This window comes from Kitasatospora sp. CMC57 (genome assembly GCF_045866025.2).
In the GTDB taxonomy this organism is placed as follows: Bacteria; Actinomycetota; Actinomycetes; order Streptomycetales; family Streptomycetaceae; genus Kitasatospora.
Window position 1 is genome coordinate 4,250,189 of sequence record NZ_AP035881.2, and the last position, 11,862, is coordinate 4,262,050.

The window sequence follows — 11,862 nt, forward strand, 5'->3', positions numbered from 1 at the left end:
CGTCAGTCCCGGTAGGTGCAGAGCGCCCAGAGCACGAAGGCGTTCATGGCGAGCGCGGCCAGGGACCAGAGCGGGTAGTAGGGCAGGAAGAGGAAGTTCAGCACCAGGTTCAGCGCGACCAGCGCGATGCCGATCACCCGGCCCCAGGCGGCGCCCCTGAGGACGCCGTAGCCGATCAGCGCGAGCAGCGCGCCCATCGCCAGGTGGATCCAGCCCCAGGTGGTCAGGTTGAACCGGAAGACGTAGTTCGGGGTGGTCAGGTAGAGGTCGTCCCTGGCGATCGCCACGATGCCCTGGAAGATCCCCAGCAGGCCGTCGACCAGCATCATCACCCCGGCGAACACCACCAGGCCGGTGACGGCCGCGGTGTTCCGCCGGCCCCCGCCGGAGACCGGGACGGGAGCTGACGGTTCGTGGAGCGGGCCGGGTGCCTGGGTCATGACTGCCTCCTGGGAACCAACTGACGATGTGCCAGTTTGTCCCAGTATGTGAGGGCGATCGAGGTCCGGCACTCCGGACGGAGCGGCCGGTGGACGGCCCACCGGCGCCGGACGGCGAGGAGCGTCGCAGCAGGTCAGCCGAGGCCCAGTTCGGCCCCGGACGGCGGGTTGGCCCCGGCCCGGGAGACGGTGATCGCGGCGGCCCGGCCAGCATGGTGGAGCAGGCCGTCCAGCGCCTCCGGTCCGACCGTGCCGAGGGCCGGGCGGCCCTCCGCGCCGAGCAGTCCGTCAGCGGCCAGCGCGTCCAGGGTGGCCGCCATGAACGAGTCCCCCGCGCCCACCGTGTCGACCACGGTCGCCGGTATGGCGGCCCGCTCGACCGTGTCCCGCGCGGTGAAGGCCGCGGCACCGCGCCCGCCCCTGGTGACCAGGACCAGCGCGGGGCCGAGGCCCAGCCAGTGCTCGGCCACCCGTCGCTCGGACCAGCCGGGGTGGAGCCACGCCAGGTCCTCGTCACTGGCCTTGACCAGATCGCTGAGCGCGACGCAGCGCTCGACCCGCGCCACCGCCTCGGCCCGGTCGCCGAACAGGTCGGCCCGGACGTTCGGGTCGTAGCTGACCGAGGCACCGGGCCTGAGCCGCCGCACCAGCCCGAGCGCGGCCTCCGCGCCGGGTGGCAGGACGGCCGCGATCGAGCCCAGGTGCACGTGCTCGGCCGGCACCGGCGGCTCCATTGGCCGCAGCGACCAGTGGATGTCGAACTCGTACCCGGCCCCGCCGTCCGGACCGAGGGTGACGATCGCGGTCGGCGTCCGCACCCCGGTCTGACCGTCCGCCAGCAGCTCCACCCCGGCCGACCGCAGGTGCCCGGCGATCAGCCCGCCCACCCGGTCCGCCCCGAGCTGGGTGAGCAGGGCGACCCGGTGGCCCAGCCGGCCCAGCCCGTACGCCACGTTGGCCGGGCTGCCGCCCGGATGCGGTACGTCCGGCCGGCCGGGAGTGCGGACGATGTCGGCCACGCTCTCGCCGACGACGAGGAAGGACGGGGTGGAGGTCATGGACCGTCAGGCTCCGGTGCGGTGGGGAGGATCGCGGACGACCTTCACCGTACCGATCGCCCTGGTTGCCGGGGAGTGCGGCGGCTACGCTGGCCGCTCCTGGGGCGGGAGGTGGGCATGGTGGGGGAGGGCGAGGTGCTGGCCGAGCTGTTGGCGGCGGTACGCGAGCTGGCCGGCCGGTCGGCGGCCCGGTCGTGGCTGGTGCGGCTGGCCTCCGAAACGGTGTCGGCCGAGACGCTGCGGGCGGCGGTCGAGGCGGCCGGACTGGACCCGGACGAGGGCTTCCAGGGCTGGGCGGCCGGATCGGGCCCGGTCGACGGGTCCGGCCCGGCCGCCGCTCAGGAGCGGCTGGACCGGCTGCCGGGGCACTGCGCGGTGGGGGAGGGGCCCGACGGGCTGCTGATCCTCACCCAGGGCATCCCGGAGCAGGACGTCACGGCGGCACTCGGGACGGTGGACTGCCTGGGCGTCGGGCTGCTCAGGATCGGTCCCGATGCTGCCCGCGAGACCCTGCTGGACGCCCGGGCGGCCGCCGCACTGGCCGGTGGCCGCCCGGGGCTCTGGCGGTACCAAGACCTCTGGCCCCTGACGGCGACGGCCGCAGCGGCCGACCGACTCGACCCGCTGCTGGCCCCCGCCGTCGCCACGGCCCGGACCTTCCCTCACCTCGCCGACGCGGTCCGGGCGTTCGCCGACCACGGCTTCGCGGTCGACCCGGCCGCCCGGCAGCTCCGGCTGCCCGCCGACACCCTCGCCCGCCGCCTCGACCGCTGGCAGCAGCTCACCGGCGCCGACCTGCGCACCCTGCCCGGGCTGACCGCCTCCCGCACGGCGGTGGAGCTGGCGTCGCGCGGGCACTGAGGCGTCACGCGGGCGGTTGGGCTCAGGCGAGCAGCTTCTCCTTGGCCCGCTGGTACTCCTCGTCGGTGAGGGCGCCCCGCTCCTTGAGTGCGGCGAGCTTGGCGAGTTCGTCGACCCGGCCGCTCGTCCCTGTGCCATCGGGGGTGGTGGCGGCCGCCTGTCGGACGTACTCCTTGAAGGCGGCTTCGCTCTGCTGCACCTGCTCGGCGTCCCGGCGGCTCATCGACCGGCCACGGGCGATCAGGTAGACGAGTACGCCCAGGTAGGGCAGCACGATCACGAAGAGCATCCAGCCGGCCTTGCCCCAGCCGCCCATGTCGTGGCTGCGGAAGATGTCCGTGATGACCTTGAAGAGGAGGAAGAACCAGAGGATCCAGAGGAAGAGCTCCATCATGGTCCAGAACAGGTCGAGCGCCGGGTAGTTGTCCATGCAGACCACAGTGCTGACTGCCGCGCGACTCCGCGCGCGGGGCCGTGCCACCTTGCGCCGTCCGGGGTGGGGCCGGTTCCGGCACCCGACCTGCCAGACTGAGGCCGACGTCCTCCGGCCGTGCGGTGCCGGGACGTGACGGACCGCCGGCCAGTGCGGCGGCAGGTCAGGAGGGGGAACGCGCGGTGCTGCACGACCTCATACCGGATCCCCGGGCGCCACGGCCCGGACCGAGCCCACGTGGCGTGGTCGACCTGCGGGGTGACATCCCGCTGCCCGCCACCCTCGCCTACCCGCCCGGCGCGGTGGTCGTGGTCTCCGGCCTGCCGGGCAGCGGCAAGAGCACCGCACTCCACCACTGGGCCGACGCGGCCCCGGTCATCGACCCCCGCACCACCCACCTCGCCTGCGAAGCGGTCATGCCCGCCTGGCTCCCGTACGCGGTCTACCGCCCCTGGGCACGGCTGCGGCACTTCCACCGCCTGCGCACCGCCGCCCGCGACGGCGGCCACCTCCTGGTCCACGACTGCGGCAGTCGCTCCTGGCTCCGCGGCCACCTGGCCCGCCTCCTCCGCGCCCAGGGCCGCGAACTCCACCTGGTCATCCTCGACGTGGGCCCCACCGAAGCCCTGGCAGGCCAGCACGCCCGTGGCCGCTGGGCCCCGCCCCGCACCTTCACCCGCCATGACCGCGGCCTCGCCCACCTCCTGCGGTCACTCGACACCCTCGGCCCCGCCGCCGCCCCGGAGGCCGCCTCGGTCACCCTGTTCGACCGGTCCTCCCGCGACCGCCTTCCCCGGCTTGTCTTCGAGCCCCCGGCACAGCCGGACCCCGCCGTTCGGACTCGCCAGGAACCGGGTATGCCCTGCACCGGCGGTCGCATGGGAGGGTGGGGGCCATGAAGGTGATCGACACTGTCCTCAACGTGCTCTGGCTGCTCCTCTGCGGAATCTGGATGGCGCTCGGCTACTTCCTCGCGGGGATCGTCTGTTGCATTTTCATCATCACGATCCCGTTCGGCATCGCGTCGTTCCGCATCGCCGGGTACGTCCTGTGGCCGTTCGGGCGGACCACGGTGGAGCGGCCCGACGCCGGGGCGCCGTCCTGTGTCGGCAACGTGATCTGGCTGGTGTTCGCCGGGTGGTGGCTGGTGCTGGCCCACATCGCCACCGCCATCGCGCTGGCGGTCACGATCATCGGCATCCCGTTCGCCTGGGCCAACCTCAAGCTGATCCCGATCTCGCTGATGCCGCTCGGACGTGAGGTCGTCTCCACGGACGAGAAGTTCGGCGGTCGCTAGTCCGGCGGCCGCCGGTTCGGAAGGCGGCGCCGTCGGCCGGGTGGTTGGCCGGTCATGAAGTTCGACGGTCTTCCCGCGCTGGGCGCACTTGCCGGTGATCGCGTCCAGGGGGCGACCGAAGTGCCCGGCCGCAGGCGCAGCGGCGGCTTCCGGGCGGCCGCCCGTAACAGCTGGCGCGGGCGCCCCGTCAGGAGGTAGACAGACCGCCATGAGCGCTGACGGTTCCCTGAACTTCCTTCCCACCTTCACCCCCGCCGACCTGGCCGGCGACGGCTTCGGGCTCCGTCCGTGGAGCCGGGTCGGCGAACCCGAGCGCCGGGCCCGGGAGTTGGCCGCACTCGCCGCCGACCCCGCGATATCCCTCTGGAACCCGCTGCCAGTGAGCACCGTGCTGCACGCCGAACGCTGGCTGACCGGTCGGACGGCAGGCTGGGAACGTGGCGACCTGGCCTCGTTCGCCCTGCTCGCCGCCGACTTCGACGAACTCTTCGGCACCGTCACCGTCCGCTGGTCGGACCGGGCCGACGGTCTCGCCGTGATCGGGTACTGGCTGCTCCCGGCCGCCCGCGGCCGCGGCCTCGCCACTCGGGGCCTCGAAGCCGTCACCCGCTGGGCCTTCACCACCGCCGACGCCCGCCGCATCGAACTCGCCCACGCCGTCGGCAACTCCGCGTCCTGCCGAGTGGCCAACCGAGCCGGCTACCTCCTGGAGGGCACGCTCCGCCAGAGCCACTGCTTCGGCGACGGCAACTACCACGACGAGCACCTGCACGCCCGTCTCGCCACCGACGCCTGACCCCTCGACAGCCGCTCAGCCGTGGTGCGCACCTTCGCCCGCACCGTCCTCCGGAGCCGACCCGGATTCACTCCGACCCGACCTGGACGATCGCCTTTCCGGTGTTCTCCCCGGCCAGCATCCCGAGGAAGGCGTCCACCGCCCGGTCGAAGCCGACTGTTACGGTCTCGTCCGGCACCAGCGCACCCGATCGCAGGTACGGCGCGAGGTGCTCCTCCAACTCACCTTGCACCTCACGGTGGTTGCGTACCAGGAAGCCCTCCAGTCGCAGGCTCTTGCTCACCACGTCGTAGAGGTTGTACGGCGCGGCCGGCGGGTTCGTGGCGTCGTCGTACTGCGCCACCGCGCCGCACCAGGCGATCCGGCCGCCGTCCCGCAGCACGTCGATGGCGCCCGCGAGGTGGTCGCCGCCGACGTTGTCGAAGTACACGTCCAGACCGTCGGGCGCGGCCCTGCGCAGCTGCTCGCCGACCGGGCCGCCGTGGTGGTCGAAGGCGGCGTCGAAGCCGAGCCGTTCGGTCAGGTGCCGGACCTTGGCGGCCGAGCCCGTGCTCCCGACCAGCCGGCCGACTCCCATCAGGCGGGCGAGCTGGCCGACCGCCGTGCCCACGCCGCCCGCCGCCGCACTCACGTACAGGCTCTCGCCGGGCTGCAGCCGGGCGATCCGGGTCAGGCCGACGTACGCCGTCAGGCCGGTGCCGCCGAGCAGGCTCAGGTAGGTGCGGAGCGGCACCCCGTCCGGCGGGCTGATCAGCCGGACGCCGGCCGAACGCAGCGCCGGGACCCCGGGCTCGCGAAGCCGTACCTGGACGCCGCCCGGGTCGGGAGCGGCGCCGCGCGGCGGGATCTGATCCGGGCTCAGCAGGACGTGGGTCCGCCAGCCCAGCCGGTGCGCGACCAGGTCGCCGACCAGCAGTTGATCGGACCGGGACTCCACCACCCGGCCGAGCGCGCGGCCCTCCATGGGGGCGTGCAGCTCACCGAAGTCCATCACCTCGCGCATGTACGGATCGACCGAGAAGTACAGGTTCTCGACCAGCACGCCGCCCGGCTCGACGGGCGGGAGCGCGGCCTCGACGAAGGTGAAGTCGGTGGGGGTGGGACGGCGGCCCTGAGGGCGGGCGACCTGGTGGACGAGGCGGGCGGTGCGGGTCATGGTGGACTCCCTGTTCGATGTGATGATCACGCTAGGGAGGCCCGGAGCGGCCGGGCAGGGGGTCGCGTCGATGGTTCGGGCCCTTCCATGAGCGCTCTTCATGGAAGCCGCAGGGTCGGGATAGGTTGCCCGGATGACCGACCTCGCCCCGCACGAGCTGCGCATCCTCGTCGCCGTCGACCGCGACCGCAGCTTCACCGCCGCCGCCACGGCGCTCGGCATGTCGCAGTCCGCCGTCTCGCACGCCGTGCGCGGGTGCGAACGCAAGCTGGGCGCGGTGCTGTTCGAGCGGGGCCGGCACGGGGCGCGCGCCACGCCGGCCGGCGCGCAGGCCGTCGCCCACGCCCGCCAGATCCTGCACCTGCTCGCCACCCTGGCCGCCGAGACCCGGTCCGCCGCCCGGGAGGCCGCCGACCTCACCGGACCACTCCGGATCGTCGCCTTCCGCAGCGCCGCCGCCCACCTGCTCCCCGCCGTGCTCGCCCGACTGACGGCACGTCACCCCGGCCTCGAACCGGAGCTGCGGATCGTCCGCGAGATCGGCCGCGGCACGGCCGGCGAAGTTGCCGACGGCCGTGCCGAACTCGGCATCGCCACCCTGGACGCGGCCACCGGCCAGACCTCCTCACCGGCACTGCCCGGCCTCCTCGCGGGCCGCCTGTTCACCGAGCCGTACGCGCTGGCGCACCCCGAGGGCCATGCCCTGCCGCGCACCCTGCCCCTGGTCGACTGGGACGAGAACTGCGGCTCGTACACCCGCGACTGGTGGCGCAGTCAGGACTGGATCCCGGCCGCCACGGTGTACGTCGAGGACGACACCGTCACGCTCTCCCTGGTCGCCCAGGGCCTCGGCATGTCGATCATGCCCGCCCTCACCCTGCTCGGAGCCCCACCCGGCGTGGCAATCACCGCCCTCGGGCCGCAGCCGCCCACCCGTACGGTCGGCTACGTCACCACGCCCGCCCTGGCCCGTACCGCGGCCGTCCGGGAGCTGATCCGCGAACTCCGGTCCGTCCCGGCCCCCGTCCTGTCGGTGTGACGCGCGGGCAGGCGTCCAGCCTCTGGCTCCGGCCTTCCGTTGCGGTTTACCGCTCGGGCAGCGCCTCGCGCAGGCGCCGGAACTCCTCGGCGATCCCGTCCAGGGAGTAGTGGGCGTTCAGGCCACTCGGGTTGGGCAGCACCCACACCTCGGTGTCGCCGATCCCGGCCGACTGCCGCCCGACCACCGCGTGCCGCTGCCCGAACGCGGTCCGGTACGCCCCGATGCCCAGCACCGCCAGCGCCCCGGGCCGCAGCCGTTCGACCCGCTCCACCAGGGCCTGGCCGCCCACCCGGTACTCCTCGGCGGTGAGTTCGTCCGCCTTCGCCGTCGTCCTGGTCACCACGTTGGTGATGCCGAGGCCGTACCGGAGCAACTCCCGCTGCTCGTCCGGCCGCAGCTGACGGGGCGTGAAACCGGAACGGTGCAGCGCGGGCCAGAACCGGTTGCCCGGCCGGGCGAAGTGCTGCCCGGTCGCGCCCGACCAGAGCCCGGGATTGATGCCGCAGAACAGCACCCGCAGTCCGGGAGCCACCACGTCCGGGACGGTCCGGCCACGGGCCGCCGCCAGCTCCGCGGCATCCGGCCGGAACTGACGGGCCGTCGGCTCGCTCTTCTCGCTCATCCGTCCAGTCTGCCCGCTCCCGCCGCGCCCCCGGCCGTCGAGTCCGTTCGAACGCACAGTGAGTTCGATAATCCGCTCCCGCACCGTTGTCGGAAGGCGCAGAATGGCTGGATGTCCTACGAACTGAAGGCGCTGATCGCATCACGGGAACTGCTCGACGTGGTGGCGGCCGAGGTGCCGGTCGCCCGGGTCGCCGGACTCGAACAGAAACTGGCGCTGATCCCGATGACGGACCTTCTCTTCGACACCGTCACCGAGCACGGCGGCGCCGTCCAGCCCGGCTTCGCGTCCTTCCCGGGCGGCTTCGGCCGCCGGATGGCGGCCTGGTCCAAGGCCGGCCCGATCGGCTACGTCGAGGCGGACTTCATCGGCGGGGAGGGCACCCAGCACGCGGCGGTCTGGTTCGACGCCCAGGTGGTGCTCGGCCCGCTCGCCTCGGTCACCGGACAGCCCTTCCCCGCCGAGGGCAGCCCGATCTCCCAGGCGCTCCGCCGGGTCGGAGCCCAACACACCCACGGCCGGGACGAGTTCGAGGCGGTCGGGCTCGACCGGCACCGGCGCCTGGTCGACTGGTGCTCCGGCTGACCGGTCCGGAACCGGTCCCGCGTCCGGGCCCCGGACCATTCGGCGTACGACCAGTGGCCGGGGCAAGAGTGGTGGCCCAACGTGAAGCTCAGGCGAATCCGCCTGTACTTCACTGAGAGGAAGCGCAATCCCATGCGTGCCACCTGGACGGCCGTCGTGCTGACCGCAACCCTGGGCCTCGCCCCGGTCACCACAGCCTCCGTCACCGTCGCCAATGCTGCCGAACCCGCTGCGGCGACCACCATCCGTCCCCTTGCCCCGCCGCTCCCCAACCTCCCGATCGTCCCGCCCGCTCCCGACCTGCCGGTGAAGCCTCCCGGCGGTACGGACCTCCCGGCCGTGCCGGCCGTACCCGACCCCACCAAGGACCTCGCGGTGCTCGGCTCACTCGGCGGCGTCCTCGACCAGGTCACCAAACTGGTGACCTCCGCTACCTCCGCCACGCCGGACACGAGCGTTCTGCAGAAGCTGCTCGCCGACCTGCTGGCCGCGGTGAAGTCCCTGCTGGGCCAGCTGCCGGTCGCCCCGCCTGCCGCCCCCAGCCTGCCGGTCACCCCGCCCGGCCTCCCGGCCGGCGACGCCCGGGGCGTCCCGCCGCTGCCGGTCAGCCCGGCGGACGCCCTCGCCCAGGTCCAGAAGGCCGCAACCGACCTGGTCACCAAGGCCACCGCCACCAAGCCGGACCCGACTGCCGTCAAGGACGCGGTACCCCCGCTCTCCACCAGCACCGTCACCGCCACCGTGGCCACCGCGACCGCCCTGGTCACCAGCTGACGGGCGCACCCACACCTCGGGGCCCGGACCGTGCACGGTCCGGGCCCCGACAGCAGCGCTGTCCCGGCGTCAGCGGAAGTTCATTCATGTCGCGAGCTCCTGCTGCTCGTTGAACTGCCGCTTGCGCTCCTCCCCGAAGATCACGTTGTCGGATGGATGCCCCAGCAGGAAAGGCCGAGTTCGTGGCAACGTTTGACCTTCGGCGGACCTTGGCGTGCGACTCGTTCAGAGGCCTGCGCCCAGCTCCTTCCCCTTCTCCACGCCCGGGAGGACCCAGGCCACGGCCGAGGCGGTGTGGGTCACGAAGGGGGTGAGGGCGTCGCGTTCGGCGAGGCGGGTCTGGACGCGGATGAAGAGGGCCGGGTCGCGGACGAAGGCGCAGAAGAGGAGGCCCCGGTCGGTGGGGCCGTCGTCGTAGGACCAGCCGCGCCGCAGCATGCGGGCGCCGCCGTCGAGCCGGGGGCTGCTCAGGCGGACGTGGGAGTCGGCGGGGAGGACGTAGGAGCCGTCGGGGTGCTTGGCGTAGACGTCGGGGTCGTCGTGCTCCGCGTGGCCGGTGAGCGGGGCGCCGGTGTCCGCCCGCCGTCCGATGACCAGGTCCTGCCGCTCCCTCGGGAGCGCGGCGAAGGCCCCGGTGTCCATCCGGATCCGGCGGTAGACCAGGACCGTCCCGTCGGCGTGCGGCCCCGGCGGCCCCCAGAGGGTGGGGTCGTCCGGGGCGGGGTTGGCGGTCCCGTCCTTGAAGCCGAAGAGGTTGCGCGGCGTCCGCCCCTCGAGGACGGGCGGCAGGAACCCACCCTGGCTCCAGCGGACCGCCGCGCCGCTGTGCCCCGCCGCGGTGACCAGGTGCTCGGCCAGGACGCCGGTGGTCCAGGGCTGCTCGGCGGCGAGCTGGACCAGCAGGTCACCCCCGCTGCGGGCCGGTTCGAGGCGGTCACCGGCGAAGGCCGGCAGCTCCGCGAGGGCCTCGGGGACGTTCAGCCGCAGCCGGCCGGCCAGCCCGGGCCCGACCGCCACCAGGGAGGTGACCGGCGGCGTGCCGTCGAGGCGGGCGTCACCGAGGGAGCCGTCCGCCGCCCCGGCCAGCACCGCACCGATCGAGGCCAGCAGACCACGCAGCGCGTCCCGGCCCGCCCCGCCCGGCAGGTCGAGGGAGAGCAGCCTGGTCACCGGCAGTTGAGGGTGGGTCAGCCCGGACTGCCGGGCGCCGTGGAACGGCACGGCGGCGGGCGGGGGCGGCGCGGCCGGGGAGTGGTGCGGCGCTCGGTTGAAGGTGGTGGCGCCCGCGACTCCCGCTCCGGTGGCGAGGGCCGCGGTGAGCAGGGTCCGACGGTCGAACCGAGGGCGTGCGGGGGCGGCCCCGCCCTGCGGGTTCGCGTGTTCGGTGTGCATGCCGTCCATTCCAGACGGTAGAACACGATCCATGCAATTCCTCCGTTGTTCCATGAAGTTGATGAGCCGTCAGGCCGGGGCCTGCCTAGCGGCGCTGGGCGTGTTGGCGGCGGCGTCCGGCTGCTCCTCGGGCGGTGAGGGCGGGGCCTCGGTCGACCGCCACCCGCCGGGCGTGGTGATCAGGGTGCCGGCCGACCTCCCGACGGTGCAGCGGGCGGTGGACGTCGCGGTGCCCGGCGATCTGGTGCTGGTCTCTCCCGGCACGTACCGGGAGAGCGTACGGATCACCAGGCCCCGGGTGGTGCTGCGCGGCACGGACCGCAACGGGGTGGTCCTCGACGGCGGCCTGAAGCTCGTCAACGGGATCACCGCGACCGGCGCGGGCACCGTGGTGGAGAACCTGACGGTACGCGGCTACCTCGCCAACGGGGTGCTCTTCACCGGCGTCACCGACGAGAAGCTCCAGCGCCACGGTGCGGGCGGCTCGGCCTACGACCCGCTGGACACCACGCGCTTCCCCCCGGTGGAGGGCTTCCGGGCGACCAGGGTCACCGCGTACGGGAACGCGCTCTACGGCATCTACGCCTTCGACGCCCGGGGCGGGATCATCGAGGACTCGTACGCCTCGGGGATGGCCGACTCGGGGATCTACGTCGGCCAGTGCCGGCCGTGCGACACCCTGGTGCGGGGCAACACGGTGGAGCGCAACGCGGTCGGCATCGAGATCACCAACGCCTCGGAGAACCTGACCGTGGTCGGCAACCGGGCGGTGGGCAACCGGGTCGGAGTGACCGTCAACTCCAACGACCTGGAGTCCCTGGCGCCCCAGCACGGCGCGGTGATCGCGGGCAACGTGGTCGCGGACAACAACTCGGCGGACTCCCCGCAGCAGGCCGACGGCGGGTTCGGCATCGGCATCGGCATCGGCGGCGGCGTCGACAACCAGGTGGAGCGCAACCTGGTGGCCGGCAACCGGGCGGCGGGCGTGGTGGTCACCGACCCGCCGGGGCACCCGGCGAGCGGTAACCGCGTCACCGGCAACCGGGTCACCGGCAACGGCGTGGACCTGGTCGGAGCGGCGGCCGCGCCGAGCAACTGCTTCACGGGCAACGGCCCGGGCGTCCAGAGCCCGCCGGGGCTGGAGCAGTTGGCGCCCTGTGGGGTGAACGGCTCCGCCCCGGTGCCGATGGGCCGCGCGGCGGCCGTCCAGGCTCCGCCCGGCACCCCGTTCAACGCCGTACCCCCACCGCCCGCCCAGCCCTCGCTGCCCGACCCGGACGCTCCCGCAGTCCCGGCCGTGGCTCTCCCGGGACCGGTCGACCCGGCCTCCTACCCGCTGCCGACGAGCGTCTGACGCCCGCCCGACCGGCTCTCTCGTCCTGGCGGGTCGTTCACGCTGTGACGGC

General features: G+C 73.8%; 14 protein-coding genes. 8 read left to right on the forward strand and 6 right to left on the reverse strand.

The window, feature by feature from the left end:
* Positions 1-2: 2 nt before the first annotated feature.
* Both ACKUU6_RS19010 and ACKUU6_RS19015 read right to left on the reverse strand, forming a co-directional pair.
* Positions 3-440 carry a hypothetical protein gene (locus ACKUU6_RS19010; protein WP_407989780.1) on the reverse strand — a complete coding sequence of 146 codons (438 nt, stop codon included), beginning with the start codon at positions 438-440 and terminating at the stop codon, positions 3-5.
* 134 nt (positions 441-574) lie between these two features.
* A complete protein-coding gene (locus ACKUU6_RS19015) occupies positions 575-1,498 on the reverse strand; it encodes a carbohydrate kinase family protein (protein WP_407989781.1) in 924 nt (307 codons plus the stop codon).
* A gap of 117 nt (positions 1,499-1,615) precedes the next feature.
* On the opposite strand from ACKUU6_RS19015, the gene ACKUU6_RS19020 reads away from it, so the two are divergent.
* Positions 1,616-2,359, forward strand: a complete 744-nt coding sequence (locus ACKUU6_RS19020) for a helix-turn-helix domain-containing protein (RefSeq protein ID WP_407989782.1) — start codon at positions 1,616-1,618, stop codon at positions 2,357-2,359.
* Positions 2,360-2,381: 22 nt separating this feature from the next.
* Here the strand turns inward: ACKUU6_RS19020 and ACKUU6_RS19025 are convergent, their stop codons facing one another.
* On the reverse strand, positions 2,382-2,789 hold the full coding sequence (locus ACKUU6_RS19025; protein WP_407989783.1) for an SHOCT domain-containing protein: 408 nt from the start codon (positions 2,787-2,789) through the stop codon (positions 2,382-2,384).
* A 245-nt stretch (positions 2,790-3,034) separates the two neighbouring features.
* On the opposite strand from ACKUU6_RS19025, the gene ACKUU6_RS19030 reads away from it, so the two are divergent.
* The 3 genes from ACKUU6_RS19030 (at position 3,035) to ACKUU6_RS19040 (ending at position 4,885) form a co-directional block, all read left to right on the forward strand.
* Complete coding sequence (locus ACKUU6_RS19030) at positions 3,035-3,691, forward strand: AAA family ATPase (RefSeq protein WP_407989784.1); 657 nt, start codon at positions 3,035-3,037, stop codon at positions 3,689-3,691.
* Positions 3,688-4,089: a YccF domain-containing protein gene (locus tag ACKUU6_RS19035; RefSeq protein ID WP_407989785.1), complete on the forward strand. Its 402-nt coding sequence runs from the start codon at positions 3,688-3,690 to the stop codon at positions 4,087-4,089. The genes ACKUU6_RS19030 and ACKUU6_RS19035 overlap by 4 nt, the downstream gene beginning before the upstream one ends.
* A 208-nt stretch (positions 4,090-4,297) precedes the next feature.
* The gene (locus tag ACKUU6_RS19040; RefSeq protein ID WP_407989786.1) at positions 4,298-4,885 is read left to right on the forward strand and encodes a GNAT family N-acetyltransferase; all 588 of its coding nucleotides are present in this window, start codon (positions 4,298-4,300) and stop codon (positions 4,883-4,885) included.
* 67 nt (positions 4,886-4,952) lie between these two features.
* Here the strand turns inward: ACKUU6_RS19040 and ACKUU6_RS19045 are convergent, their stop codons facing one another.
* Positions 4,953-6,041 carry an NADP-dependent oxidoreductase gene (locus ACKUU6_RS19045; RefSeq protein WP_407989787.1) on the reverse strand — a complete coding sequence of 363 codons (1,089 nt, stop codon included), beginning with the start codon at positions 6,039-6,041 and terminating at the stop codon, positions 4,953-4,955.
* A gap of 133 nt (positions 6,042-6,174) precedes the next feature.
* Between ACKUU6_RS19045 and ACKUU6_RS19050 the strand changes: the two genes are divergently transcribed.
* Positions 6,175-7,080: a LysR family transcriptional regulator gene (locus ACKUU6_RS19050; RefSeq protein WP_407989788.1), complete on the forward strand. Its 906-nt coding sequence runs from the start codon at positions 6,175-6,177 to the stop codon at positions 7,078-7,080.
* A 46-nt stretch (positions 7,081-7,126) separates the two neighbouring features.
* Here the strand turns inward: ACKUU6_RS19050 and mug are convergent, their stop codons facing one another.
* Positions 7,127-7,705 carry a G/U mismatch-specific DNA glycosylase gene (gene mug, locus ACKUU6_RS19055; protein ID WP_407989789.1) on the reverse strand — a complete coding sequence of 193 codons (579 nt, stop codon included), beginning with the start codon at positions 7,703-7,705 and terminating at the stop codon, positions 7,127-7,129.
* Positions 7,706-7,816: 111 nt separating this feature from the next.
* Here mug and ACKUU6_RS19060 point away from each other — a divergent pair, with 111 nt between their 5' ends.
* Positions 7,817-8,290 carry a hypothetical protein gene (locus ACKUU6_RS19060; protein WP_407989790.1) on the forward strand — a complete coding sequence of 158 codons (474 nt, stop codon included), beginning with the start codon at positions 7,817-7,819 and terminating at the stop codon, positions 8,288-8,290.
* Positions 8,291-8,422: 132 nt separating this feature from the next.
* On the forward strand, positions 8,423-9,064 hold the full coding sequence (locus ACKUU6_RS19065; protein ID WP_407989791.1) for a hypothetical protein: 642 nt from the start codon (positions 8,423-8,425) through the stop codon (positions 9,062-9,064).
* Between the two features lie 225 nt (positions 9,065-9,289).
* Here ACKUU6_RS19065 and ACKUU6_RS19070 read toward each other — a convergent pair whose 3' ends face one another.
* On the reverse strand, positions 9,290-10,456 hold the full coding sequence (locus ACKUU6_RS19070) for a Dyp-type peroxidase (RefSeq protein ID WP_407989792.1): 1,167 nt from the start codon (positions 10,454-10,456) through the stop codon (positions 9,290-9,292).
* A 61-nt stretch (positions 10,457-10,517) separates the two neighbouring features.
* On the opposite strand from ACKUU6_RS19070, the gene ACKUU6_RS19075 reads away from it, so the two are divergent.
* On the forward strand, positions 10,518-11,810 hold the full coding sequence (locus ACKUU6_RS19075; RefSeq protein ID WP_407989793.1) for a right-handed parallel beta-helix repeat-containing protein: 1,293 nt from the start codon (positions 10,518-10,520) through the stop codon (positions 11,808-11,810).
* Positions 11,811-11,862 lie beyond the last annotated feature (52 nt).

Coding starts and splice junctions, on each gene's coding strand:
- ACKUU6_RS19010 (WP_407989780.1), bottom strand. CDS start 440: ATGACCCAGGCACCCGGCCCGCTCCACGAACCGTCAGCTCCCGTCCCG.
- ACKUU6_RS19015 (WP_407989781.1), bottom strand. CDS start 1,498: ATGACCTCCACCCCGTCCTTCCTCGTCGTCGGCGAGAGCGTGGCCGAC.
- ACKUU6_RS19020 (WP_407989782.1), top strand. CDS start 1,616: ATGGTGGGGGAGGGCGAGGTGCTGGCCGAGCTGTTGGCGGCGGTACGC.
- ACKUU6_RS19025 (WP_407989783.1), bottom strand. CDS start 2,789: ATGGACAACTACCCGGCGCTCGACCTGTTCTGGACCATGATGGAGCTC.
- ACKUU6_RS19035 (WP_407989785.1), top strand. CDS start 3,688: ATGAAGGTGATCGACACTGTCCTCAACGTGCTCTGGCTGCTCCTCTGC.
- ACKUU6_RS19040 (WP_407989786.1), top strand. CDS start 4,298: ATGAGCGCTGACGGTTCCCTGAACTTCCTTCCCACCTTCACCCCCGCC.
- ACKUU6_RS19045 (WP_407989787.1), bottom strand. CDS start 6,041: ATGACCCGCACCGCCCGCCTCGTCCACCAGGTCGCCCGCCCTCAGGGC.
- ACKUU6_RS19050 (WP_407989788.1), top strand. CDS start 6,175: ATGACCGACCTCGCCCCGCACGAGCTGCGCATCCTCGTCGCCGTCGAC.
- mug (WP_407989789.1), bottom strand. CDS start 7,705: ATGAGCGAGAAGAGCGAGCCGACGGCCCGTCAGTTCCGGCCGGATGCC.
- ACKUU6_RS19060 (WP_407989790.1), top strand. CDS start 7,817: ATGTCCTACGAACTGAAGGCGCTGATCGCATCACGGGAACTGCTCGAC.
- ACKUU6_RS19065 (WP_407989791.1), top strand. CDS start 8,423: ATGCGTGCCACCTGGACGGCCGTCGTGCTGACCGCAACCCTGGGCCTC.
- ACKUU6_RS19070 (WP_407989792.1), bottom strand. CDS start 10,456: ATGCACACCGAACACGCGAACCCGCAGGGCGGGGCCGCCCCCGCACGC.
- ACKUU6_RS19075 (WP_407989793.1), top strand. CDS start 10,518: ATGAGCCGTCAGGCCGGGGCCTGCCTAGCGGCGCTGGGCGTGTTGGCG.